Origin of the sequence: Microcystis sp. BLCC-F210 (assembly GCF_042134685.1) — a bacterium.
GTDB classification, from domain to species: Bacteria; Cyanobacteriota; Cyanobacteriia; order Cyanobacteriales; family Microcystaceae; genus Microcystis; species Microcystis aeruginosa_D.
Genome location: NZ_CP169647.1, coordinates 1,925,403 through 1,949,498, shown reverse-complemented (window position 1 = coordinate 1,949,498; position 24,096 = coordinate 1,925,403). Strand labels below are relative to the sequence as shown.

Genomic DNA, 24,096 nt, shown 5'->3' with positions numbered 1-24,096 from the left:
AAAAAAAATATTTGCCAAAAAGCCAGCGTAAGGGTATTTTAAGAATAATTTTATATGTTTACTGTGCGATTACATGAGAATCCTAGTTACGGGTGGCGCTGGTTTTATCGGTTCCCATCTAATCGATCGCTTGATGGAACAGGGTCATGAAGTGATCTGTCTGGATAACTTCTACACAGGGACACGCAGAAATATCGTTAAATGGCTAGGAAATCCTTATTTTGAGCTAATTCGTCACGATATCACCGAACCGATCCGTTTAGAAGTCGATCAGATCTATCACTTGGCCTGTCCTGCTTCCCCAATCCACTATCAATATAACCCCGTAAAAACGATTAAAACCAATGTTTTAGGGACTATGTATATGCTGGGCCTAGCTAAAAGGGTAAAAGCGCGATTTTTGCTCGCTTCTACCTCAGAAGTCTATGGCGATCCCGATGTGCATCCGCAAACGGAAGAATATCGAGGTAATGTCAACTGTATTGGACCGCGTTCCTGTTATGACGAGGGTAAACGGGTGGCGGAAACTCTAGCTTTTGAGTATTATCGAGAGCATAAAGTCGATATCCGGGTGGCCCGGATTTTCAACACCTACGGCCCGCGAATGCTAGAAAACGATGGTCGAGTGGTGAGTAATTTCGTAGTGCAAGCTTTGCGCGGTCAACCCCTGACGGTTTATGGTCAAGGTTCCCAAACCCGCAGTTTTTGCTATGTTTCTGACCTAGTGGAAGGGTTAATGCGTTTGATGAATGGGGATTTTATTGGGCCAATTAATCTCGGCAATCCCGACGAATACACAATTCTGGAATTAGCACAAGTGATCCAAGGCATGATTAATCCCGAGGCCGAATTAGTCTATAAACCACTGCCGGAAGATGATCCCAAGCAACGACAACCGGATATCACTCGTGCTAAAACCTATCTAGATTGGAGTCCCACTATTCCTCTAAGTCAGGGTTTAAAAATGACGATCGAGGATTTCCGTTCTCGTCTCAGCTAATCCCTAATCAATAAATTTAACCTAATTGTCACTGGAGTGATTATCATGCGTGTTTGTGTTATCGGAACGGGTTATGTGGGTTTAGTCACCGGGGTTTGTCTAGCACACATCGGCCATCATGTCATCTGTATTGACAACAATGAAGAAAAAGTCAAATTAATGAAATCGGGACAATCCCCCATCTATGAACCGGGGTTATCAGAATTAATGCAGTCTTCAGCAGCCTCTGGCAATCTGGAATTTTCCACGGACCTAGAAGCGGGAGTTAAACACGGTGAAATCCTCTTTATCGCTGTTGGTACACCAGCACTACCCACAGGGGAAAGTGACACCCGTTATGTGGAAGCGGTGGCCCGGGGTATTGGGGCCCATCTTAACGGTGGTTATAAAGTAATCGTCAATAAATCTACCGTTCCCATCGGTTCTGGGGATTGGGTACGGATGATCGTCCTTGATGGTGTGGCCGAGAGACAAAAAAATCTCGTGGCCGCTGGTGGCGGCATTAGTACACTAGAACGCATTGAAGCCGATTTCGATGTGGTCAGCAATCCCGAATTTTTACGGGAAGGTTCAGCAGTTTATGATACTTTTAACCCTGATCGCATTGTTTTAGGCAGTAATAACCCGAAAGCCATCGAAATGATGAAGGAATTGTACGCGCCTTTGATTGAACGTCAATTCTCTGAAGATCCCTCCTTGCCTCCCGTTCCCGTAGTGGTTACGGATCTCAGTTCAGCAGAAATGATTAAATACGCCGCTAATGCCTTCCTAGCCACCAAAATTAGCTTTATTAACGAAGTAGCTAACATCTGCGATCGCGTGGGAGCCGATGTCACCCAAGTGGCTAAAGGTATCGGTTTAGATTCCCGTATCGGCAGCAAGTTTCTCTCGGCCGGAATCGGTTGGGGGGGTTCCTGTTTCCCCAAAGATGTGTCAGCTTTGGTGCATACCGCAGAAGACTACGGTTACGAAACGGAATTACTTAACGCCGCTATCAATGTTAACAAACGTCAACGGACAATCGCGATCGAAAAACTGCAACAGGAATTAAAAATCCTCAAGGGTAAAACCGTCGGTTTGTTGGGATTAACTTTTAAACCCGATACCGATGATATGCGCGATGCTCCGGCTTTAACCATGATCGAACAGTTAAATCGTTTAGGTGCTAAGGTAAAAGCCTATGATCCGATCGTTTCCCAAAGTGGTTTAAGTCACGGTTTAAGCGGTGTGATTATCGAATCGGATCCGGAAAGATTGGCCGATGGTTGTGACGCTTTGGTGGTGGTGACGGAATGGCAAGAATTCCTCCGTCTCGACTACAGCAAAATGGTTAAAACCATGCGCGAACCCGTGTTAATTGATGGTCGCAATTTCCTCGATCCTGCGGTGGTGACAGCAGCTGGTTTCCGTTACCTCGGGATTGGCCGTTAATCCCAGTAATCCGCCTTTTCAGCAGGACTAACGCGGGTGGGGAAGGGACAAGCAGCAACAACCCTTACCCCTGCTCCTAGGGGCGAAAATTGCCCGATTATGCTGGCTGAAAAACGAAAACTTCCTAGCTGACCATGGGGTTATTGGCTATAGTTAAATGATATGAACAGGAGCCACTAGAATCCGGGGGCGATGGGTAGAATTAGATCGAGAAACTAGAAATCAGTTTTAGCAATACATACCTATGGTTAGCTCTGTTCAATACCGCTACACTAACGAACAAGTTAGGGACTGGTTACGGGGATTACTGACAATTGCCTGGTCTGATGGGGATTATAGCACCAGCGAACAGGAATCGATCGCCCGTTTCGCTCATGAATTAGAATTAGATGACGACCACGTTCTCTATCAGTCGATTAGTCCCGAAGAATTGGCCGCAAGTTTCGGTCATGACCCCAAAATATCAGAAAACTTCCTCCGCACGGCGGTCATGGTAGCGATCGCCGATGGCATTTATTCCCCCGCAGAAGCGCAATTACTGCGTAGTTATCGGGATGCTTTCGGGTTAGAAATCGAGGCATTGTCAGCTTTAGAACATACTATCTGTGAAATTCCCGAAATTACCACGGAAGCGAATAAATCCGAGTTTATCAGTGCTGAACATCCCCACCCAGATCTGCTGCATCCCCTCAAAGACTGGTTAGATGGGGTAGAAATGCACGATCCGCGCTTGGCCCGGTTTATCTGCAAAATGGTGCCGCCTCAATGTCCTTTTGAACGCGATATCGTGCTTTTTGGCCATAAATTAGTCCATATTCCGCCTCTGTGCAAGTTAAATCCTCTCTACGAACAATTAGTCGGTTTACGTTTCCGCGCCCTATCATACTTAGCCGATGATTGTCAAGAGGATATTTCCGAGTATATTTAGCCAATTTAACTAAAATTGCGGTTACAATGGTTTGACAATCCCCAGCCTCAAAGCTTTTTCTAGCCAATTCTTCCGTTAAAATTAGGTTCACGTCGCCGTTCAGAGAGAAAATATGAGTAAAAACTCCCGACGAGTCGATTTTCCTGATTTACCGGGGCTAAAAAACCTGCGCTCTTATCAATGGCAGTGGCTGGGCCGAGATATACTCGCTGGTGTCACCGTGGCGGCCTACGCTATTCCCCAGTGTATGGCCTACGGCGACCTGGCCGGGGTCGAGCCGGTGGTGGGATTGTGGACTCTCGTGCCGGCTGCCCTAGTTTACGCCCTTTTCGGCTCCTCACCGCAACTGTCCCTCGGACCGGAATCGACCACGGCAGTGATGACGGCGGCAGCGATCGCACCTCTGATGAGCCTTCAAGGGGAAAATTACGGCAGTTTAGCGGCTTTTTTAGCCCTAATGGTCGGTTCAGTCTGTTTTGTCGCTTACATCGCCCGCTTGGGATTTCTAGCTAATTTACTCTCCAAACCGATCCTAATCGGTTATATGGCGGGAGTGGCGGTGATCATGATTGCGGGACAACTGGGTAAAATTAGTGGTTTGTCAATACGTGAAAATACGGTTTTTAAAGAGATTTTCGCTTTTTTTTGGGGAATAAACCAATGGCACTGGCCAACCCTTAGCCTAGCTCTATTGCTGCTACTGTTTCTATTTGTCATCCAAAAATATTTTCCCAAAGCACCGGGTCCCTTGCTGGCGGTTTTACTGGGAACCCTGGCCGTCGCCACCCTCCATCTTGATCGAGAAGGGGTGGCAGTGGTGGGGAAAATTAACAATACTTTGCCCAATTTTAGCTTACCAACCCTAGATTTTTCCCAAATACTACCTCTAGTGACCGCGGCCGTCGGCATTGCCCTGGTGGGCTATTCCGATAACGTCTTGACCGCTAGAGCCTTCGCCGCACGTCATAACCAAGAAATCGATGCCAATCAAGAATTTTTAGCCCTGGGACTGGGGAATCTGGCGGCGGGTTTTTGTCAGGGATTTCCCATCAGCAGCAGCGCCAGTCGCACCGCGGTGGGGGATTCCGTGGGTAGTAAAAGTCAGATTTACTCCCTGGTGGTGGCAGTGGTGGTGGTGGCGGTCATTTTCTCCCTCGGTCCGCTACTGGCACTCTTTCCCAAGGCCGCTTTGGGTGCGCTGGTGATTTATGCGGCCTGTAAACTGGTGGATATTGCTGGCGCTAAACGACTAAAAAGCTTTCGCAATAGTGAGTTTAACCTCGCTGTCCTGACCATGGTGGGGGTGCTAACCACGGGGATTTTAAGCGGGGTTGCCATCGCCATCGGTCTCTCGGTTATCGATTTATTGGCCCGCATTACTCGGCCCGATGATGCGGTCTTGGGTACAGTCCCGGGGGTGATGGGTTTACACGCACTCCAGGATTGGCCGGAAGCGCAAACAATACCGGGGTTAGTTATCTATCGTTACGATGCCCCCTTATTTTTTGCTAATGCGGCCGACTTTAAACGTCGCGCTCTCAGTGCCATTGCCCGGGAGACAAAACCAGTAGAATGGTTTGTCCTGAATACGGAGACCCTTGGGGAATTGGATAGTACAGCCGTGGAGGTTATCGAGGAACTGGCGGCGGAATTATCAAGACAGGGTATAGTTTTTGCCCTCGCTAGGGTTAAACACGATCTGTACTTACAATTGCAACGTTCTCGCTTGTTAGATAAAATCAGCCAAGAAAGAATTTACTATACTTTGCCAGCGGCGATCGAAGCTTTTAAAAATCGTTAACTGATGCGTGAGACTAAATCTGGTTATTAAAAACTGATTATCTATTGCTCCTTTTGCCTTTTGTCCCCTACCTTCGTTAAAACCACTCACTTAATAGGATAGTTACACAACGTAAAAATTGATTAATTCAGGAGTTATTATTATGCTAGAACAAATGATGAAGATGTTAGAAGGGCAACGAATAAACTCTTATCGTCTTAATAAGTTTCTTGGTGCGGGTGGTTTTGGCGGTGTATTTCATGCTAGTGAAATGGTCAGAAATACATCGGTTCAAGAAGTTGCTATTAAAGTTATCCCCGAAAGTAGCGATGATAAATTAATTGAGTTACAAAATGCCAGAAAGTTAGAACATTCTAATTTAATTAAGGCTTATTCGGTGGGGGAATTTACTTTTCTCAATACTGAAATGCTTTATTTAGTGATGGAATTGGCACAGGGTAGCCTAGAAAATCACATCGCCAAAGGCAGTTTATCATCAAGTGAAATTAAAAATATTACTGCTCAAGTCGCCCAGGGCTTAAATTATCTTCATGGACAAAATAAAGTCCATCGAGATTTAAAACCGGGTAATATCCTCAAGGTTAATCAACAATACAAGTTAGCAGATTTTGGCTTAATTAGAACTTTAAATAACAAAAGCCACACTCAAACCGTCCACAATAGCGGTACAATTATTTATATGCCTCCTGAAGCCTTTAGGGGGGATATTTCCTCAGCTTGGGATCTGTGGTCATTGGGTATTATGTTAATCGAAATGACCACTAATCAACTTCCCTATAAGTTCAATAATGATATTAATCAATTAATGGCCAAGGTGATGAATTGTGAGCTACAAATCCCTAGTTTACCGAAAGAGTTTAAACCGATTATTGAAGGGTGTTTGCAAAAAGATAGAAAACAAAGATGGACAGCACAACAGGTTTTAAATGCCTTACAACCTGTGGGATGGAATTCTCCCCCGTCACCTCCACCAGCACCGGCAGCAGTCAAAAAGCCTGTTTCACCAATACCCCTAATTGCTTCACCTACTCCATTTACCGAAAAAATATCCAACGTAGTAACACTAGAGATGGTGAGCTTACCAGCAGGTGAGTTTCTCATGGGTTCTCCTGACAGTGATCCCAATGCTGCAAGTGATGAAAAACCTCAACACCAAGTTAAAGTCAACAGTTTTGCGATTGGGAAATATCCAGTCACTCAGGCACAATATGAAGCGGTAATGGGAACAAATCCCTCTCGGTTTCAAAACAATCCACAAAATCCGGTAGAACAGGTTAGTTGGAATGATGCTCAAGCTTTTTGTCGGAAATTGAGTCAAATAACAGGGAAAACCTATCGCCTACCGACAGAAGCGGAATGGGAATATGCCTGTCGTGCGGGGACTACTACTCGCTTTTATTTCGGTGATGATGCTAATCAGTTAGGAGATTACGCTTGGTATAAAGGAAATTCTCAGGATAAAACTCATCCTGTGGGCCAGAAAAAGCCCAATGCTTGGGGACTCTATGACATGAGTGGCAATGTTTGGGAGTGGTGCGAAGACGATTGGCACGATAACTATATCGGAGCGCCGACGGATGGATCGGCGTGGTTTCTCAAGAATGATAATCGTTCTCAGTCTCGTAAGTGTGTGCGGGGCGGTTCTTGGTACTACCTTCCAAATGACTGCCGTTCTGCTTTCCGCAACTACTACTACCGCCGCGACAACTACTACTGCAACAGCGGTTTTCGGGTGGTGTGCGGTGCTGGGAGGACTCTGTAACCCTTTTTCCCTTTTTTTCCCTTTTTACCCTTTTTCTCTTTTTCTCTTTTTCTCTTTTTCCCGCCCTTAGGCGGGTCGATTTTTTTTGAGAAATTGAGGTAGCATGAAATATTTGTTTTTCAGCATTGCCTTTCACGATGCTCCTCTAAATCTCTAGCTTGATTTTCTCACCCTGAGTGTGTGACCGCTCACCTCTTTGTAATAAACCTACACCTGTCAGCCCCTCTCTTCTCCCTTCGGGTAAAAATTCTTGATCAAATTGGCAATTTAGTCCCAGACAAAGCCTAATCAGTTGCGCTCCTCGCACCTGAAATAGAGACTGCGAGCCTGTATTTTGCAACTTTTAAAGGTATTTGCGATATTTTTTCAATCGAGCTTCTCCAATAACGGCTAGGCGCTGCACATCGGCAAGGCATTGCTCCAACTGGGCGATCACCTGCCTTTGCCCCGCTGCCAACTCTTGCCATTGTCCTTCAGATTCCGGGGTTTTGGGGAACGCCACCAGCAGTGGTGCGCCGGTGCTGACAGCGCAATCTATGGTTGCTGGACTGTGAACGTACCACCGCCTCAGCCAAGCTGAACCGATCGCTGCCACCGGCTGTAAGGCGGCGAGTTGATCTTCTAGTTTCTCGATCGATTCAGCCTGCTCTTGACACTGGCGCTGCCAAGAATTAACGGGTAAGGCTTCCAGCTGCCGATAAACTAAAGTGTGGCTCGTTATCTTGTTTAGGGAAATTTTATCATCTTTACTTTCCCCTAGCTGGGAACTGATCACTGTTTTGGTCTGACCCACCTTTGCATCTGCCAGATTTTCCCTCACCTGCAATTTTTCTTCCGAGGGACGAGGAACTTGTTTTTCCGCTTTGAATTCGGCTTTCTGGGGGACTTCTGCTCCTGGGTTCGCCGAAGCTGCGGCCTTGCCGATCGCGGTTGCCAGTTCTTGCTCTAATTGCGCGGGAGAAATTTTCCCTTCAGCAAAGGTGACAATGATTGAGTTAGCCAAGAGGTTGACGCGGACGCTGGTAACGCTTTCTAGGGCGGCGATCGCTCCCTGGAGAATATTTTGTCCTGTTAGGTTTTGGCGCAGGGAAGGGACGCGCAAGCGGATTCGCCCTGGAAGTGAGCTAACCACTTGATAGGAGATTTTGGGGGTCACATTTGTGGAAAATTCAGACGTGCTACCAAATAGCATGATAATTTAGCCAATAAGCAGTAACAATAGGAACTTTATCACCTTTTACAGTAGATTTATTGAGACTCCCTTGGCTTAAAGCCCAAGGATTCCATTTGTTTTGAAAAAGTGGGATAAATCCCCGCAATGGGAATCTTTTAAAATATTAATCCGACATTCCGTACATCTTCATATACTTTTATATATTTTTACATTCCCCAAGATGTTTTGACAAAAAAATCATTCTAGAAACTACTATAGAGAACATTTTTAATAAGCAATTTTTCTGGGAAAAATCACAATTATTTATCTTGAAAAAATCAATCATTGTAGCTATAGTAACTACTGAAAATTTTTTAAACAATAGGTTGGTAAGACATTAATTGAATGTCAAGGGATGTAAGAATTCTGTTAATTAATTCTTGATCAAAATCTTTTTTTGTTCATTTATAGATATTTTTTTCAATAATTTAGCGGCAAAGATGAAATACTTTTTCAACGATTAGCTCCTTCAAATGTTCGTGCATATATTCTCGAATAATTGTCGAACTTCTCCTAGATACTTTCCTTAAGATTTTAAACCCACATTCCCCACTCTCAACTGTCACATTGGCTGCCCCCCCCCAGAGACTTGAGTAAAAAGACTTAGCTGGTGAGGATTGTCTCCGTGCCAGCTAGGGGAGTTTTGAGACCCCTAATTATGAAAAAATAGAAATTGTTGGAAAACTTAGGCGAGTGGGCTGTTCGACTATAAATAAATCAACAGAAATTCAAGTTAAAAATCTAGACCATCTGACATTAGTAGCCAGAATTATTGATCAAACACACATTGTGCTATAATTCTGGTCAAGCCATCAAGGGATTTGAAAAGGAGTAATACCATGAGCCTATCTTCAGAAGCCTATCGCCAAGCCCTCGTGCGGGATGGAGAACGGCGCTATCGCGAATGGCACCAAAATTATCACAACTACTGCCGTCAATCAACCGCTGAATACCAAGCTCGTTCGGCCCAACAACGTCCAATAAAGCCTTGGATTTCCTCGGAAACCTACCGCCAACTTTTAGTCAAAGATGGGGAACGGCGTTTTGCGGAATGGCATGGCGAGTTTTTAGACTATCAACAACAATTTCTGGCCAGTCAATCCACCTGAACGGATGTCAACGAATCCGCGCCACAGCAATCTCTGAAAATAGTGGCTAGAGTCCAGGAAAAGATAGCTAATACCAATTTTTTCAATAGTCGTGACTAACATCTGAAAGCGCAGCCTCTTTCTCAGAGAGGGGTTGCGCTTTCAGGTGATCAACTAAGTCTGTCATTATTTTTGAAAAATGATATAAAAATGAATATAGCCATTTCAATTAAAATTGAGAATATTAATCCCAGAGTTCACAAGGCTTTTGTCGGTCTAGAGTGTATCAGACTTATCTGAAATGACTATAAGTCCAGAATCCAAGACCTATCACGAATGCAGCCAACAATCTAAGAGCAGAAGGAATAAGAATCCCGTCAACAAATAGGTTCTGTGTCATAAGTTTAACTTACAAAGGATCGGTCAATCTTTGCGTCCTCTGTGTCTCTGTGGTTCCTTCCACTTGCTCGCTAGGCATAATGTATCTTAGAATACATTTTACCCACCAAACCCAAGAGAGCCAGGAATTTAATCTTGTGAAGAGAATATAGGACTCTTTGGGACTCGTCTCAAAAGGCAGCCTCCTGTGGAGGGAGAACACCTCACTACACATCTTCAAATAACACCTAAGATAGCGATCGTTAAAACCAAAATCTCAATATATTTGTACCCTAAGGACTTAAAAGCCTTGCACAGCAAGGCTTTTACTATTAGTTTATTTGTTCTGTGTCCATCAAAACAGGCTCCAGTTACCTTTCTGAGTCGATTGTAGCTAGTCTAGGGTAGTTGATCAATCGTCAAGACTAGCTTGGGGTAAGGGTTTGCTTATTTTTCTTCGTGGGGGGGGTAAGTTCAGTAATCCCTGCAAGGTTCTTGTATTTGTATTGTTTTTAGGTGCGCTCACCCTGCTGTCCAAATGGGAAGTTTTGCTTAGAAAAAAGCATACCGGCAACGACCTTGACCCGCATTTTCTGAGAATTGACTGCATTTCTTAAGCACAAAACTGAGAATTGACTACATTTCTTAACGAAAAAATCGAAGTTGGGTATTGACACCGACAAAAAAAGGGTGTTATTGTTCAAATGCCGAAGTGATGAAGGCAAAAAAAACAAACGAGTTTTTGAATCCTCCATGACTTCAGCACCGTACACTCTCTATGAAAACAACAAGAAGGTCTATCTACCATGGCAGTTGAAAAAACTAACTCTTCCTCTAGCTTAGCTGAAGTTATTGATCGCATCCTTGACAAAGGTATCGTTATTGATGCCTGGGCTCGCGTATCTCTAGTGGGCATCGAATTATTAGCGATTGAAGCTCGTGTAGTCATCGCTTCTGTTGAAACCTACCTCAAATATGCTGAAGCTGTTGGTCTGACTCAATCTGCAGCAGTTCCTGCATAAGGATTGACCACAGGTACTTTTATCTGTTGAGTTAAAACCCTAATGGGTTTTCCAGATTCTCGGCTTTTCTTTAAATCCCTATTGAGTTTAGTTACCCCTCTCTTGGGGCGCAATAGTCTATAAATGATAAAGTTGACACGGCGACGGATAGCGAAAACGAAGCTAGACCCATACAAATTATTTTTGTTACCGCAATTTTGACCTTTGTAGCTAGGTTTGCTCCCTATAACCAGATTATGATACTTACTGTTTTTCGGAACAGCAAAGTCGTTCTCTGGATGGGAACCTGCGCCCCTTGAGATGTGGTTGTTCGCTATCTCAACGTTTGGATCGGCACTGTACACTTTCTATACAACTAACAAAAAGGTCTATTACCATGGCAGTTGAAAAAACTAACTCTTCCTCTAGCTTAGCTGAAGTTATTGATCGCATCCTTGACAAAGGTATCGTTATTGATGCCTGGGCTCGCGTATCTCTAGTGGGCATCGAATTATTAGCGATTGAAGCTCGTGTAGTCATCGCTTCTGTTGAAACCTACCTCAAATATGCTGAAGCTGTTGGTCTGACTCAATCTGCAGCAGTTCCTGCTTAAGGATTGATCACAGATTCTCCTATCTGCTGAATTAAAACCCCAATGGGTTTTCCAGATTCTCGGCTTTTCTTTAAATCCCTATTGAGTTTAGTTACCCCTCTCTTGGGGCGCAATAGTCTATAATTAATAAGGTTGGCACGGCAACGGATAGCAAAAACAAAGCTAGACCCATACAAATTATTTTTGTAACCGTGACTTCGACCTTTGTAGCTAGGTTTACTGCCCACCGCCAGAATATAAGGCTAACTATTTTTCCAGTAGAAAGCCATTCTTAGGGTAGGAAGTTGCGCCCCTTGGTCTGGGGTAGTCCCCTACCTCAACTCTGGGATAATTAAGAAGAGTCGAAATCTGGTGTCTTTACCCCCAGTCCCCGTGAATTTTTTTCAAACGGGTGATTGAGTCCCATCCATTCCATAGTATTTAGTAATTGAGGACAACCCCATGCCTGCTCTCATGGAAAAGTTCCTCCAGGATCGTTTATCGATTGCTGGAGAAGTAGCTAAACTCTCCCAAGAAGTCCAAGCTTTTTTGTTAGATGTCAAAACTGCAAGACAAAAACAAGCGCAAGAACAGGCAACTGCTCTGCGCCAATCCTTCGAAAAAGTTCAACAAGAAAGCCTTGCGTTTTTAACAGCTACCCAAAAACAGCGTTTAGCTCAAGCGGAAAAGCAAAAAGAGGATTTACGTCAATTTCAAGAACAACGTTTAGCGGCAGCGAAACAGCTAGACAACGACTTACGTCAACAGCGTCTAGATCGAGCTAAACAGCTGAAAGAGGATTTAAGTCAATTCCAAGAACAGCGTTTAGCAGCAGCAAAACAGCTGGAGAACGACTTACGTCAACAGCATCTAGATCGAGCTAAACAACTGAAAGAAGATTTAAGTCAATTTCAAGAACGACGTTTAGCTGAAGCTAAACAGCTAAAAGACGAATTGCGTCAATTTCGTCAAGATTTGTCTATCTACGTTTTTGGCAAATAAATCTCTAGGTTAATTCCAACCCACTTAAGCCTAGGGCTAGAGTGAAAACCCTCTAGTCCCTTTTCCTGGCTAAACTAGAGGACTATCTAAAAACACAACAATAAGCCTTTGGTTTGAAACCTACCATGCTGATCCTGCTTTTCTAGATTTCTAGACTCGAGGTGGGAGTGGTGGGTTCCTGCTTATGCCGATCTAAAGAACTGGTAAATTAAGCAGTATTCTGGTAAATTAAGCAGTATTATAGAACTTCACTTAGTTTATGGTTAATATTGTCCTTAGTAGTATTTTATTGACAAAGGAGGTAAGGGAAAAGGACTAAATCTGGGCTTGTCATTGTTTAAGTCTTGAAAAGTAATCTAGGCAAGAATTTTGGACTCTTAGCCCCTCGACTGATGAATGTCCTAAAAATACCTTCAGAATTAAGGTTATAAAGCTAATTGATGACAATTCCTGATCTTTTGGTATATATTATATATTGTGAGGTTAGCCTTAAAAGCCAAAGACGATTAAACCTGTCGTAAAATTCGGGTGACAATATCGTCGCCTACTCGGTGATTAAAGGTAGATTTAAACGAGCAATTGTTAGCTCAAGAACACCCGTCCGCCCAAAGCGGGGATTATCAATGGTATTTACTAGATTTCAACTATGACAGTTACTGAAACTCAAACAAGAAGAGCCGTCCTCTGCCTTCGCCCTGGTCAATTTGTTGTTACGCCTTCGATTGATCAAATTGCCACTCGCGCCTTACGTTATCTAAACGCTGGTTTTTCCGTCCATCTATGTGGTCCAGCAGGAACGGGAAAAACCACCTTGGCAATGCACTTGGCCAATTGTTTAGCCAGACCTGTGATGCTGATCTTTGGCGATGATGACTTTACCAGTTCTGATTTAATTGGTAGCCAGTCTGGTTATACCCACAAAAAACTGATGGATAACTACATCCACAGCGTTCTCAAGGTTGAAGACGAGCTAAAACACAATTGGGTGGATTCTCGCTTAACAATGGCCTGTCGAGAGGGGTTTACCCTAGTTTATGATGAGTTCAATCGTTCTCGACCCGAGGTCAACAACGTTTTACTGTCTGCCTTGGAAGAAAAAATTCTCACCCTGCCCCCCACTAGCCATCAACCCGATTACCTACAGGTCAATTCTCAGTTTCGGGCAATTTTCACCTCCAACCCAGAAGAATACTGTGGGGTTCATGCCACCCAAGATGCTTTAATGGATCGGTTGGTAACTATCAATATGCCTGAACCAGATCAACTGACTCAGACAGAAATTCTTGCCCAAAAAACGGGGATTGGTCGAGAAGATGCTTTATTTATTGTCAACCTCGTCAAAACCTTTCGTTTGAAAACTGCAGCTGAAAAAACGTCAGGTTTGCGTTCCTGTTTAATGATTGCTAAAGTCTGTGCCTCCCACGATATTGTGGCCGACTCCGCTGATGCGGACTTCCGTGATATCTGCGAGGATGTTCTCCTGTCCCGCACAAGCTTACCTATTGATAGCTCAAGAGCTATTTTATGGGAAATCCTCGACAACAATCCGGTAGAATCCTTATCCGTTGTAGAGGAAGAGGAGCCTTCCGATGTCCAAGCGTCAACTTCTGAGCCTGTGACAGGAAATCAGTCGTTAAAAACCATTCAATCTTTACTTCGAACGAACTTGCTGAAGCAAAAAGATTAGTTTTATACTCTTATTGGGTGAAACCAACCGTGACTTCTTCCACTTTTGCTGGCTCGCTCAAAAACCAATCAAGCAATTCCCTAAAAACAGCAACTCAAGGTTCGAGTTTAGCTGATATCCTTGAACGAGTTTTAGATAAGGGAATTGTGATTGCTGGCGATATTTCAGTTTCGATCGCCTCCACTGAACTTTTAAATATCCGCATTCGTTTGTTAATTGCCTCTGTTGATAAAGCCAAGGAAATGGGAATCAACTGGTGGGAAGGTGATCCCCACCTCCATAGCCAATCCCAAGCTTTACTAGCAGAGAATCGGGAACTTTCACTCCGACTCCAAACCCTGGAAACCGAGCTTGAAACCTTAAAATCCTTAACCCAATTGACTGCAATGGAGAGCTATGATACCAGTCCGAACAATGAAGCACATCCCTCAGATGCGTGAAATTCCTCACTTGAACCCTCAAAGGTTAGGAAGTTTACACGAGACGATTGCCCCCCTTGATAAAGCCAGGGAAACTGCGATTAACGGCTTGCAAGGTTATCCCTACCTCCCTAGCCAATGCCAAGCTCTGTTCGCAGAAAACCTGGAACTTTCACGCCGACTTCAAACCTTAAAATCCTTAACCAAATGGAGTGCAATGGAGAGCCGTGATAACAGTCCCAAAGATCAGGCACATTCCTTATATACATTGAAATTCCTTCCTTGAGTCCTCAAATGGTCAAGAAGTTTACAGCAGTTAACGATTGCCTCTGTTGATAGAGCAAGGGAGATGGCAACCAATTGGTGGGAAAGCAACTCCTATCTCTATAGCCAATCCCAAGCCTTATTAGCAGAAACCCCAGCAGCTGAACTTCAAGCCTTAAAATGCCTAACCCAATCGAAGGCCATGATGCCAGTTAAAATAATCAAGCATATTCCTCCTGTGAGGAAATTAGTCACTGGGATCGTGACAGGGCGGGCAAAAGTTAAGATTGTTTAATTACATAATTTTTTCCCTCAGATAAAATTTCTTGGCCAAACTCCCCCCTAGGGACTCACCGTCAAAAACTACTAATTTACCAACTCCAACCATGACCCTTGCTTGCACACCTTACGATTCTGATAATCAAGCCTTGCTGACCAGTCCAGAAAGTAATAGCCAAGCCGGTTTAGCCCCTTTACTGTTAACTGTTGTGGAACTGGTACGCCAACTGCTCGAAGCCCAAATCATTCGCCGGATGGAGAAAGGGGTTCTCAGTGAGTCTGATTTAGATAGAGCTGCAGAAAGTATTCAAAAATTGCAAGAACAAATTCTCTATTTATGTGAAATTTTTGAAGTTGAGCCAGAAGATTTGAATGTCCACCTAGGAGAGTTTGGCACTCTTTTACCAGAAGCGGGGAGTTATTATCCTGGAAAGGAGGGTATTAAGCCTTCTGTGTTAGAATTAGTGGATAGACTCCTCAGTACGGGGGTTGTTGTGGAAGGAAATGTTGATCTGGGTTTAGCTCAACTAGATCTAATTCATCTAAAGCTTCGTTTGGTTTTAACTTCTCAGCCGGTTTAATTTGGGAGAATACTGATGACAGTGGGTCTTTATTTATATGGCATATTTCCCGAACCGCTTCCTGAAGGACTGGTTTTGCAGGGGATTGATAATGAGCCAGTTCACAGCGAGGTGATTGATGGTTTTAGTTTTCTCTACTCCGCTGCTCATAAAGAGAAGTATTTGGCATCCCGTCGCTATTTGATTTGCCACGAGAAAGTGTTAGAAACTGTCATGGAAGCAGGGTTAACAACGTTGTTGCCTCTGCGGTTTGGATTAGTTATCAAAACGTGGGAATCCGTCAACGAACAATTAATTAATCCCTATAAGATACAACTGAAAGAATTATTTGCTAAACTGTCGGGCCAGCGAGAAGTTAGCATTAAGATTTTTTGGGATAATCAGTGGGAATTACAAGCGGCTTTGGAGTCTAATCCGAAGTTAAAGCAAGAACGGGATGCGATGATGGGGAAAAACTTAAATATGGAAGAAATTATCCATATAGGTCAACTCATCGAAGCCACTGTATTGCAACGGAAACAGGACATTATTCAAGTCTTTAGAGATCAGTTAAATCATCGGGCCCAAGAGGTGATTGAAAGCGATCCGATGACGGATGACATGATTTACAATGCAGCTTATTTAATTCCCTGGGATCAAGAGCCAGAATTTAGCCAAAACGTTGAAGCGATCGATCAGCAGTTTGGTGATCGCCTAAGAATCCGCTATAATAATTTAACTGCACCCTATACCTTTGCCCAACTTATCTAAGGAGAGTATTAGTTATGTTTCTCGATCTTTTACTTCTTCCTGTTACCGGTCCCATCGGGGGACTGATCTGGATTGGGGAGAAAATTCAAGAGCGTGCAAATATAGAATATGATGAGGCTGAAAATTTGCACAAATTGTTATTATCGTTACAACTATCTTACGATATGGGCAATATTTCTGAAGAAGAGTTTGAAATTCGGGAAGAAGAACTTTTACTAAAAATTCAAGCCTTAGAAGAAGAGGAGGAGGCAGAAAATGAATCTGAATCTTCTCTCTAAGATTTCTCTATACTTCCCATGTTCAGAACTGGTAGTCTTTCCCACTCCATAGCCCATGGAAAAAATAAGGGCGGGCTGTGACAAGCTCAAGAACTCGTTGAAGCTCGGTCAAAACTAGCCCTTGATTAAGCCTTAATATTCTAGGTAAAAGGCTTGGAAATTACTAGAATTATTAGAGGAGTGAGCAACAGTTTTGGGGGAATCAGGTTTTTTAGCTACACTAGGAGGATTGGCTGTACGCAAATTTTGAATACTTTGTTCTGTGGTCTCAATTTGAGCTGTCACAGATGTCAGACGACTTTTTAACTGCTGAATCTGCCGCTCCATCATTTCTAATTTTTCTTGGATACGTTGTTTTTCAGTGATTAACTTATAAAGCTCAAGTTGGTGATCTGCTTCAGACTGTTTCCGAGGCATGGTGCTAATTTTAGATCTAGTTGGTCTGGGTGGACGAGTGGTTGTCATAACAATCCCTGAATAACTTAGAATATTCTAGCATATCAACGCCCCCATATAAAAATTTGTAAAAAATCGTCAATTTTCTTTTGGTAAACCCTATGAAATTGCACAATCTATATACTTATGCTTTTTTGAAAGCCCCCACAGAAAGCCTAAAATTGCCAGTTGGAATGGCTAACCCATTGTTACTGATAACCAGTGGAGATATATCAGCCGTAGTTGAACCCGAAGTTTGTTTGGACACTTTACAAAATGATGATGAACGCTTGATTCAATCCGTTGTATGTCATGATCGAGTCATCTGTGAATTATTTCAACAAACCACTATTTTACCCTTACGTTTTGGTACATCTTTTTTAGAGGCAGAAAATTTACTGACTCATCTTTGTTCTCATGCTCAAGAATATCAAGAAAAAATTGAAGAACTTGAGGAAAAAGGAGAATATCTTTTAAAATGTATTCCCCGTCAGCTAGAGGAGCCTGTAGTCTCTTCTGAAAGCAGGGGGAGACAATATTTTTTAGCTAAAAAACAGCATTATGAAGCCCAACAGGATTTTTATACTTTGCAGGGTTCAGAATGGCAAAATCTCGTGAATTTGATCACCCAAGGCTATCCGTCAACGAGGATTATTACTGCTCCGGGGACAGAATCACGAATTTATCTTTTAGTTAATTTTCAAGAAGAAACTTTACTAATCGAGCAAGTCTTGCATTGGCAGAAAGCTTGCCCCCGTTGGCAATTACAATTAGGACAAGTTTCTCCCCCCTATCACTTTACTTAACTTGATTGATCTATGACTAACTTTAACTTGGTAAATAACTCTCTAAGTCGTTATGACACTCGACATTTAGTTATGTTTAGCGGCAAAGGAGGAGTGGGAAAAACCACTCTTTCCTGTGGATTTGCTCGCCGTTGGGCTAAATTATTTCCCGAGGAACAAATCTTATTAATTTCAACCGATCCTGCTCATTCTTTAGGGGATGTATTGCAAACAGAAGTTAGCGATGAAGCATCACCTGTAGAAGACTTACCCAACTTAAAAGTTAGGGCATTAGATGCGGAAAAATTGCTTTTAGAGTTTAAAGAAAAATACGGAAGATTTTTAGAACTTTTGGTAGAACGTGGCAGTTTTGTTGAAGGAGAAGATTTAACTCCTGTTTGGGATTTAGACTGGCCAGGTTTAAATGAAATTATGGGTCTATTAGAAATTCAACGATTACTAATAGAGAATGTTGTAGATCGAATTGTTGTTGATATGGCTCCCTCTGGTCATACCTTGAATTTATTGGAAATTAAAGACTTTTTAGAGATTATCCTCAATTCTTTAGAGTTGTTTCAAGAAAAACATCGTGTTATTTCGCAAACCTTTTCAAAAACCTATAATGCCGATGATGTAGATGACTTTTTAGTCAAGACAAAATCAGAATTAACCGAAGGCAAGCAACTCCTACAAAATAGGGATTTTACCCTTTGTTTAATTGTAGCAATTGCTGAACCGATGAGTTTATTAGAAACCGAACGATTACTCAATAGTTTGCGTCACTTAAATATTCCCTGCGGCAGCTTATTTATCAATCGCATTCTAACGGATCCTAATCAAAATTTAGATCGTTATAGCGAGCAACAGCAACTCCTCGATAAATTCCTAAAAATTCCAGGTCAAGAGACAATTTTCACTCTGCCTCAACAAGGAAAAGAACCCCTAGGAGGTGAAGCATTAGATCAGATCATGAGTCAAATTAAAATCCTCGAACAAGTAGAATTTATTGCACCACCTCCTATTGAATGGCCGCAAAAAGTTCTGCCTAGTTTTAGTAATTTTATTGACGATAAACGCCAACTAATTATCATTGGTGGCAAAGGAGGTGTGGGAAAAACAACCGTTGCGGCAGCGATTGGTTGGGCGTTAGCTGACCGTTATCCCGATCAAAAAATTAGAATTATTTCTATTGATCCAGCGCATTCTTTGGGAGATGCCTTTGGGATAAAGTTAGGACATCAATCCACACAATTAACTGATAACTTAAGTGGTCAAGAAGTTGATGCTAATATCGTTTTAGAAAAATTTCGGGATGATTATTTATGGGAATTGGCAGAAATGATTAGTGGTGAAGGTAAGGAAGAAGGAAACATCAAACTAGCTTATACCCCGGAAGCTTGGCGACAAATTGTCGCTCAATCTCTGCCAGGAATTGATGAAATGTTGTCCCTAGTAACAGTGATGGAGTTATTAGACCAGAAACAACAAGATTTGATTATTTTAGATACGGCTCCTACTGGTCATCTCCTGCGATTTTTAGAAATGCCAACGGCTTTAGGAGATTGGTTAAGTTGGATTTTTAAGCTGTGGATGAAGTATCAAAATGTCTTAGGGCGTGTAGATTTAATGGGAAGATTGCGAACCTTAAGACAACAAGTGATGTATGCCCAGAAAAAACTAAAAGACTCTCAACATACAGAATTTATTGGAGTTTTGCAAGCCCAAGATGCTATCGTTGCCGAACAACTGCGATTGACAGCATCTTTGAAAAAAAAGGGAGTATATCAACGTTATGTCGTGCAGAATCGTTATCACGCTAATGAGGAAATTGATTGGGATTTATTCCCAGAGCAAACTTTGATCCGCTTAGCCAGTTTACCCCGGTCAGTAGAACCTCTAGCCCGGGTAAAAGCCGCGGCAGATCTGTTATTTTAAAGGTAATTAGTCTGAGCAAGTCGGACTTCTTAACCCCATCTATTACCCAATCCCCGTCCTTCAATTGATTCAGGAGAAATTTTATGGCAGAATTATTCAAAGGCTTTGAGCAATTAGTAGAACTCGCTAAGACCTTAGAAGAGAAACTGGAGAAAGGGGAAATTAAAACCGAAGTGCAATTTAATTCTCGTTCCTTGAGTAATATTCCCCGTTCTGGCGGTATTCCCCGTCCAGGAGGAGTTTCTCGCCCGAGCAATTCTGGTGGGGGTGATTTTGAGGTCAATCGCAATCGCTCATCCCCCACCGATTCAGGGGTTGAAGAAAGTGTGACACCGGGCGAAGGACCGACCACGGCTTCCCTGAAAGATGTTGGTGGCTTGACGGAAGTGATCAAAGAGCTCAAAGAACTAATTGCCATTCCTTTGAAACGCCCTGACTTGTTGGCCAAGTTAGGACTTGAACCTACTCGCGGCGTTCTCTTAGTCGGACCCCCTGGAACCGGCAAAACTCTGACTGCTCGTGCTTTGTCCGAAGAACTCGGTGTTAACTATATTGCCTTAGTCGGACCAGAGGTGATCAGCAAATATTATGGGGAGGCTGAACAAAAACTGCGGGGAATTTTTGAAAAAGCTAGTAAGAATGCGCCTTGTATCGTTTTTATTGACGAAATTGATAGCATGGCACCCGATCGCAGTAAAGTTGAAGGGGAAGTAGAAAAAAGACTGGTGGCCCAATTGTTAGGTTTAATGGATGGTTTTGCCCAAAGCCAGGGGGTGATTGTTCTAGCGGCGACAAACCGTCCTGACCATCTTGACCCTGCCCTCCGTCGTCCCGGACGGTTTGACCGAGAAGTTCTCTTTCGGGTGCCTGACCGGAAAGGCCGTTTAGAGATCCTGCATATTCTCACCCGCTCCATGCCCCTAGATGAATCAGTTTCCTTAGATCTGATTGCCGATAATGCGGTGGGATTTGTCGGGTCAGATTTAAAAGCCGTTTGCCAGAAAGCGGCCTATAGTGCTTTGCGGCGCCAGGTTCCTACGATTGACTCGCGAATTCCAGAAACAATGACGGTGGTTCAAGCCGACTTTTTGCAAGCCCTTAAAGAAGTTAAACCAGCGGTATTGCGGTCTGTGGAGGTGGAATCTCCCCATGTGGTCTGGGACAATATTGGCGGACTTGAACAGATTAAACAAACCCTACAGGAGTCCGTGGAAGGAGCATTACTCCATCCGCAATTATATACGCAAACCAAAGCCCAAGCTCCCAAAGGTATTTTACTTTGGGGTCCCCCCGGAACGGGAAAAACCTTATTGGCCAAAGCGGTTGCATCTCAGGCGCGAGCTAATTTTATCAGTATTAATGGACCTGAGCTTTTGAGTAAATGGGTAGGGGCGAGTGAACAAGCGGTGCGTGAGTTGTTTGCCAAAGCTCGTCAGGCAGCCCCTTGTGTGGTTTTTATTGATGAAATTGATACTTTAGCACCGGCAAGAGGTCGTTATAGTGGGGATTCAGGCGTGAGTGACCGGGTTGTGGGACAAATCCTCACGGAGTTAGATGGGTTGCAAACGGGGGCAACGATTTTAGTGATTGGAGCCACTAATCGCCCAGATACGTTAGATCCAGCCTTATTGCGAGCGGGACGGTTAGATTTACAGTTAAAAGTTGATTTGCCCAATGCCTCTAGTCGTTTAGCAATTCTGGGGGTCCACAATGATGAACGTCCTTTAGAGGATGTGGATCTAGGCTATTGGGCCGAGGCAACCGAAGGCTGGAATGGCGCAGATTTAGCGTTATTATGTAACCAAGCGGCCCTGATGGCAATTCGTCGTTATCGCCATCAGGGAATGACTGACCCAGCTGATATTCGCATTACAACGGCTGATTTTAATCATGCTTACCAACTGTTGATTGAACAGCGTGCCAATTGATTTTTTTCCCCCTTACAAAATAAGGGGGGAAATCTTAAATCAGGAAACCCAGCCTGTAAGCGTTCAGGGGGGGATTGTCAAGCAGCCAGTGGCATTGATTCTGTGGGAGGACTCTCCTGGGGCAGCAGAGAGGGAGAAGCACTGCCTCTCCTAGACGCGCAAATCGCTTCAGTCATAACTCACCGTTCGCTTATTTTTTGAGGTCAGGTAACGAAAATATGGCTGAAAAGCTGACCCCGTAAAGGATTGAGCGAACGTTACTGACCCATTTTTATCCATCAGCAAAGAAGTCAGTCGTATAAATGGATTCTGGAATATTCATTAACCGCAAGATTTGTTGTTGTACCTCATTAAGACAAGAGATTTCCGTCTTTCCATCTCGCTCAATATAAGTACCTAGGCAAAATTAATTACATACTCGCCTCCAAAATTGTCCAGCACTTTTTTAACGTAAGCGAGGAGGCTCTTTCGGTCTTTATAGGCGCTAAATTCAATCCATTCATATTTTAAAAATCTCCATAATATTTCAATTAAATTTAAATGAGGTGAATAAGTGGGCAACCAAAATATTTTCAAGTTTTTCTTTTCCCATTCCTCAAGTTTCTCGATAAATGCATCGCTGGTATGAATGGAAGCTTGGTCAATTATTATGACAGTTTTTTTCTGTATATTTTGGCAATATTTATCCAGAAAATTGATAACTATAGCAATTCTTGGAGCTATGAGGTACAATGGAAAGCAAATAGACAAATAATAGAACTTACCAGCTTCCTATGAGACCCTATTCCGTAGATTTTCGCCAAAAAATTATCGATGTCTGGAAGAAAGAAAAAATTTCCATTCGAGGACTAGCTCAGAGATTTGACGTGGCCAAAAGCTTTATTCAGAAGTTATTGAAGCAACATAAAGAAACAGGAGATATCCGTCCTCGTCCGCAAGGGGGAAGTCCGCCAACCAAGTTAAATAGTGAACAATTGATAATTTTAATAGAAATCATCGAAGCTAACAATGATGCAACTCTCGAAGAATTATCGGACTTACTGTATGAAAAGACACAGGTGAAAGTCAGTAGAGCCACCTTGGGGCGGCTGACGCAAAAACTCAATTATAGTTTCAAAAAAAAACACTACACGCGGCGGAAAAAGAAAGTGACAGGGTACAGCAAAAAAGAGTGGAATACTGGTCAGAAGTTCGGGAAATTGAGGCATCAAAACTAATTTTTATCGATGAATCGGGGGTAAATTTAGCCCTTTTGAGACTCTATGCTAGAGCCTTAATTGGCCAAAGAGCTAGGGGAAGAAAACCACAAAAAAGAGGGAGAAATATTTCAATAATTAGTGCTATAAGCTTAGAAAAAGTTGTCGCATCAGTCAACATATACGGTGCAGTGGATGCGGTAACATTTGAAGGATTTATTCTGAAGGAAGTGCTGCCAAAAATTAAAGAAGGAGACTGTCTGATCATGGATAACGCCAAGATTCATCTCGGAGAAATGGTCAGAGAAATAATCGAACAAGAAAAAGCTAGACTCATCTATTTACCTCCTTATTCTCCCGAATTCTCTCCTATTGAAAACTTTTGGTCAAAAGTCAAAGCGATGTTAAGAAAACTAAAGGCGAGAACTTACAAAGACTTAATAGAAGGGATTGAATTGGCTATGTTAGAAGTTACTCAAAAAGATATTCGCAATTGGTTTACTCACTGTTGCTACTGTACCTCATAAGTCAGAGAATTGCTATATCTCGCTAGTAACCGTTCCGACCTGTGTCTCATAAAATAATTGATTATCTCGTTTCATTATTCCTAAAATATTTAGTCTTTTACCTTCAATTGGTGGTAACTTTATCGTGGTTTTTTCTTCTTGCCAAGCATAAGGAATACAAGGCTTTGAATCCCATCCCATTTCATCCAAATATCCTATCTCAATCTCTCCTCTTTTTTCCTGTTTTTTGAGTTCTTCTAAAATAGGTAGTTTGACCTCAAGCTCCCACTCATCAGGGGTTTTGCCCAACCCTCTTCTCACCCTTTTCCACCTCATGTTGATTTTTTTTATTAGTCTTTTTATCGTGTCTTTGCTTATGGTTAATTTCCATTCTTCTACAATTTTGATCTGGATTTTTTTTAAGCTTTTCGGTTCTTCTTTTACCCAGTCAATAACTTATTGACCTTGGGCTTCTGTCAATTTAGGTTTTCTCCCTCTTCCTCGACGATTATAAAAACCAATTAGTTTTCTATCCTCCCAGTTCGTCAACCAATTATAGATGGTCTTTCTCGTAACTCCAAATATTCCGCTCAATTCTTCTATCGTGGTTCCCTGAAAACTTAAGAGTATACATTTCGCTCGCTCTCTTACTTGATGATGTTTACTAGCTCGATAAATTCTCTCTAGCATTTTCTGGCTCTCGGGGTTTAGGTCTCTAATCAATCTCATTGTATTTTCCTGCTACTTCGTTTTTTCATGTATTATACTTCTTAATTTTTTATTTGGGTAATTAATTTTGCATGACTACTTATAAGTAGTCGTGCAAAATTAATTTCCTAGTAAAGATAGGCAAAAGG

22 protein-coding genes and 2 pseudogenes are annotated in these 24,096 nt (G+C 42.7%); 20 read left to right on the top strand and 4 right to left on the bottom strand.

Features of this window, described 5'->3' with window-relative positions; all coding sequences use genetic code 11:
* The first annotated feature begins 73 nt into the window (after positions 1-73).
* From ACE3JL_RS09350 to ACE3JL_RS09330, 5 genes are all read left to right on the top strand, one after another.
* Positions 74-1,000, top strand: a complete 927-nt coding sequence (locus ACE3JL_RS09350) for a UDP-glucuronic acid decarboxylase family protein (protein ID WP_271992245.1) — start codon at positions 74-76, stop codon at positions 998-1,000.
* Positions 1,001-1,045: 45 nt separating this feature from the next.
* Positions 1,046-2,431 carry a UDP-glucose dehydrogenase family protein gene (locus ACE3JL_RS09345; RefSeq protein ID WP_375329337.1) on the top strand — a complete coding sequence of 462 codons (1,386 nt, stop codon included), beginning with the start codon at positions 1,046-1,048 and terminating at the stop codon, positions 2,429-2,431.
* A gap of 244 nt (positions 2,432-2,675) precedes the next feature.
* Positions 2,676-3,359 (top strand): Mo-dependent nitrogenase C-terminal domain-containing protein, encoded by a 684-nt coding sequence (locus ACE3JL_RS09340; RefSeq protein WP_002754710.1) that lies wholly within the window; start codon positions 2,676-2,678, stop codon positions 3,357-3,359.
* Positions 3,360-3,471: 112 nt separating this feature from the next.
* Positions 3,472-5,160: a SulP family inorganic anion transporter gene (locus ACE3JL_RS09335; RefSeq protein ID WP_271992242.1), complete on the top strand. Its 1,689-nt coding sequence runs from the start codon at positions 3,472-3,474 to the stop codon at positions 5,158-5,160.
* 142 nt (positions 5,161-5,302) lie between these two features.
* Positions 5,303-6,922 (top strand): SUMF1/EgtB/PvdO family nonheme iron enzyme, encoded by a 1,620-nt coding sequence (locus ACE3JL_RS09330; RefSeq protein WP_375329336.1) that lies wholly within the window; start codon positions 5,303-5,305, stop codon positions 6,920-6,922.
* A gap of 343 nt (positions 6,923-7,265) precedes the next feature.
* Here the strand turns inward: ACE3JL_RS09330 and ACE3JL_RS09325 are convergent, their stop codons facing one another.
* Positions 7,266-8,078 carry an HMA2 domain-containing protein gene (locus ACE3JL_RS09325; protein WP_271990037.1) on the bottom strand — a complete coding sequence of 271 codons (813 nt, stop codon included), beginning with the start codon at positions 8,076-8,078 and terminating at the stop codon, positions 7,266-7,268.
* 896 nt (positions 8,079-8,974) lie between these two features.
* On the opposite strand from ACE3JL_RS09325, the gene ACE3JL_RS09320 reads away from it, so the two are divergent.
* The 11 genes from ACE3JL_RS09320 (at position 8,975) to ACE3JL_RS09270 (ending at position 16,454) form a co-directional block, all read left to right on the top strand.
* Positions 8,975-9,244: a hypothetical protein gene (locus tag ACE3JL_RS09320; protein ID WP_271990033.1), complete on the top strand. Its 270-nt coding sequence runs from the start codon at positions 8,975-8,977 to the stop codon at positions 9,242-9,244.
* Positions 9,245-10,407: 1,163 nt separating this feature from the next.
* Complete coding sequence (gene gvpA, locus ACE3JL_RS09315) at positions 10,408-10,623, top strand: gas vesicle structural protein GvpA (protein ID WP_002735503.1); 216 nt, start codon at positions 10,408-10,410, stop codon at positions 10,621-10,623.
* 376 nt (positions 10,624-10,999) lie between these two features.
* Positions 11,000-11,215 carry a gas vesicle structural protein GvpA gene (gvpA, locus tag ACE3JL_RS09310; protein WP_002735503.1) on the top strand — a complete coding sequence of 72 codons (216 nt, stop codon included), beginning with the start codon at positions 11,000-11,002 and terminating at the stop codon, positions 11,213-11,215.
* 441 nt (positions 11,216-11,656) lie between these two features.
* Positions 11,657-12,196, top strand: a complete 540-nt coding sequence (gene gvpC / locus ACE3JL_RS09305; protein WP_271988809.1) for a gas vesicle protein GvpC — start codon at positions 11,657-11,659, stop codon at positions 12,194-12,196.
* A 646-nt stretch (positions 12,197-12,842) separates the two neighbouring features.
* Positions 12,843-13,883, top strand: coding sequence for a gas vesicle protein GvpN (gene gvpN, locus ACE3JL_RS09300; protein ID WP_271988811.1), 1,041 nt, complete (start codon positions 12,843-12,845; stop codon positions 13,881-13,883).
* A 29-nt stretch (positions 13,884-13,912) separates the two neighbouring features.
* The gene (locus tag ACE3JL_RS09295) at positions 13,913-14,323 is read left to right on the top strand and encodes a gas vesicle protein (protein WP_271988812.1); all 411 of its coding nucleotides are present in this window, start codon (positions 13,913-13,915) and stop codon (positions 14,321-14,323) included.
* Positions 14,280-14,588: a gas vesicle protein gene (locus ACE3JL_RS09290; protein ID WP_334311243.1), complete on the top strand. Its 309-nt coding sequence runs from the start codon at positions 14,280-14,282 to the stop codon at positions 14,586-14,588. Before ACE3JL_RS09295 ends, ACE3JL_RS09290 begins: the two co-directional genes overlap by 44 nt.
* Positions 14,589-14,651: 63 nt before the next feature.
* Positions 14,652-14,861: a hypothetical protein gene (locus ACE3JL_RS09285; protein WP_271988814.1), complete on the top strand. Its 210-nt coding sequence runs from the start codon at positions 14,652-14,654 to the stop codon at positions 14,859-14,861.
* Positions 14,862-14,952: 91 nt separating this feature from the next.
* A complete protein-coding gene (locus tag ACE3JL_RS09280; RefSeq protein WP_271988816.1) occupies positions 14,953-15,426 on the top strand; it encodes a gas vesicle protein K in 474 nt (157 codons plus the stop codon).
* Between the two features lie 15 nt (positions 15,427-15,441).
* The gene (locus ACE3JL_RS09275; RefSeq protein ID WP_271988818.1) at positions 15,442-16,176 is read left to right on the top strand and encodes a GvpL/GvpF family gas vesicle protein; all 735 of its coding nucleotides are present in this window, start codon (positions 15,442-15,444) and stop codon (positions 16,174-16,176) included.
* 14 nt (positions 16,177-16,190) lie between these two features.
* Complete coding sequence (locus tag ACE3JL_RS09270; RefSeq protein ID WP_271988820.1) at positions 16,191-16,454, top strand: gas vesicle protein GvpG; 264 nt, start codon at positions 16,191-16,193, stop codon at positions 16,452-16,454.
* Positions 16,455-16,586: 132 nt separating this feature from the next.
* On the opposite strand, the gene ACE3JL_RS09265 is transcribed toward ACE3JL_RS09270, so the two are convergent.
* The gene (locus ACE3JL_RS09265) at positions 16,587-16,919 is read right to left on the bottom strand and encodes a gas vesicle protein (protein ID WP_334311244.1); all 333 of its coding nucleotides are present in this window, start codon (positions 16,917-16,919) and stop codon (positions 16,587-16,589) included.
* A gap of 92 nt (positions 16,920-17,011) precedes the next feature.
* Here ACE3JL_RS09265 and ACE3JL_RS09260 point away from each other — a divergent pair, with 92 nt between their 5' ends.
* The 3 genes from ACE3JL_RS09260 (at position 17,012) to ACE3JL_RS09250 (ending at position 21,537) form a co-directional block, all read left to right on the top strand.
* Positions 17,012-17,695: a GvpL/GvpF family gas vesicle protein gene (locus ACE3JL_RS09260; protein WP_271988823.1), complete on the top strand. Its 684-nt coding sequence runs from the start codon at positions 17,012-17,014 to the stop codon at positions 17,693-17,695.
* A gap of 12 nt (positions 17,696-17,707) precedes the next feature.
* Positions 17,708-19,609, top strand: coding sequence for an ArsA family ATPase (locus ACE3JL_RS09255; protein ID WP_375329335.1), 1,902 nt, complete (start codon positions 17,708-17,710; stop codon positions 19,607-19,609).
* Positions 19,610-19,692: 83 nt separating this feature from the next.
* Complete coding sequence (locus tag ACE3JL_RS09250; protein ID WP_375329334.1) at positions 19,693-21,537, top strand: AAA family ATPase; 1,845 nt, start codon at positions 19,693-19,695, stop codon at positions 21,535-21,537.
* 396 nt (positions 21,538-21,933) lie between these two features.
* Here ACE3JL_RS09250 and ACE3JL_RS09245 read toward each other — a convergent pair.
* Positions 21,934-22,242 (bottom strand): annotated as a pseudogene (locus ACE3JL_RS09245) (transposase); the annotation flags it as partial.
* A 68-nt stretch (positions 22,243-22,310) separates the two neighbouring features.
* Here ACE3JL_RS09245 and ACE3JL_RS09240 point away from each other — a divergent pair.
* Positions 22,311-23,260, top strand: a protein-coding gene (locus ACE3JL_RS09240) for an IS630-like element ISMae26 family transposase (protein ID WP_375327693.1) whose coding sequence is annotated in 2 segments (ribosomal slippage) — positions 22,311-22,653 and positions 22,653-23,260 — 951 coding nt in all. Because the reading frame shifts where the segments join, the coding sequence is not laid out codon by codon here.
* Positions 23,261-23,275: 15 nt separating this feature from the next.
* On the opposite strand, the pseudogene ACE3JL_RS09235 reads toward ACE3JL_RS09240, so the two are convergent.
* A pseudogene (locus tag ACE3JL_RS09235) lies at positions 23,276-23,968 on the bottom strand (IS630 family transposase); the annotation flags it as partial.
* Between the last annotated feature and the right edge of the window lie 128 nt (positions 23,969-24,096).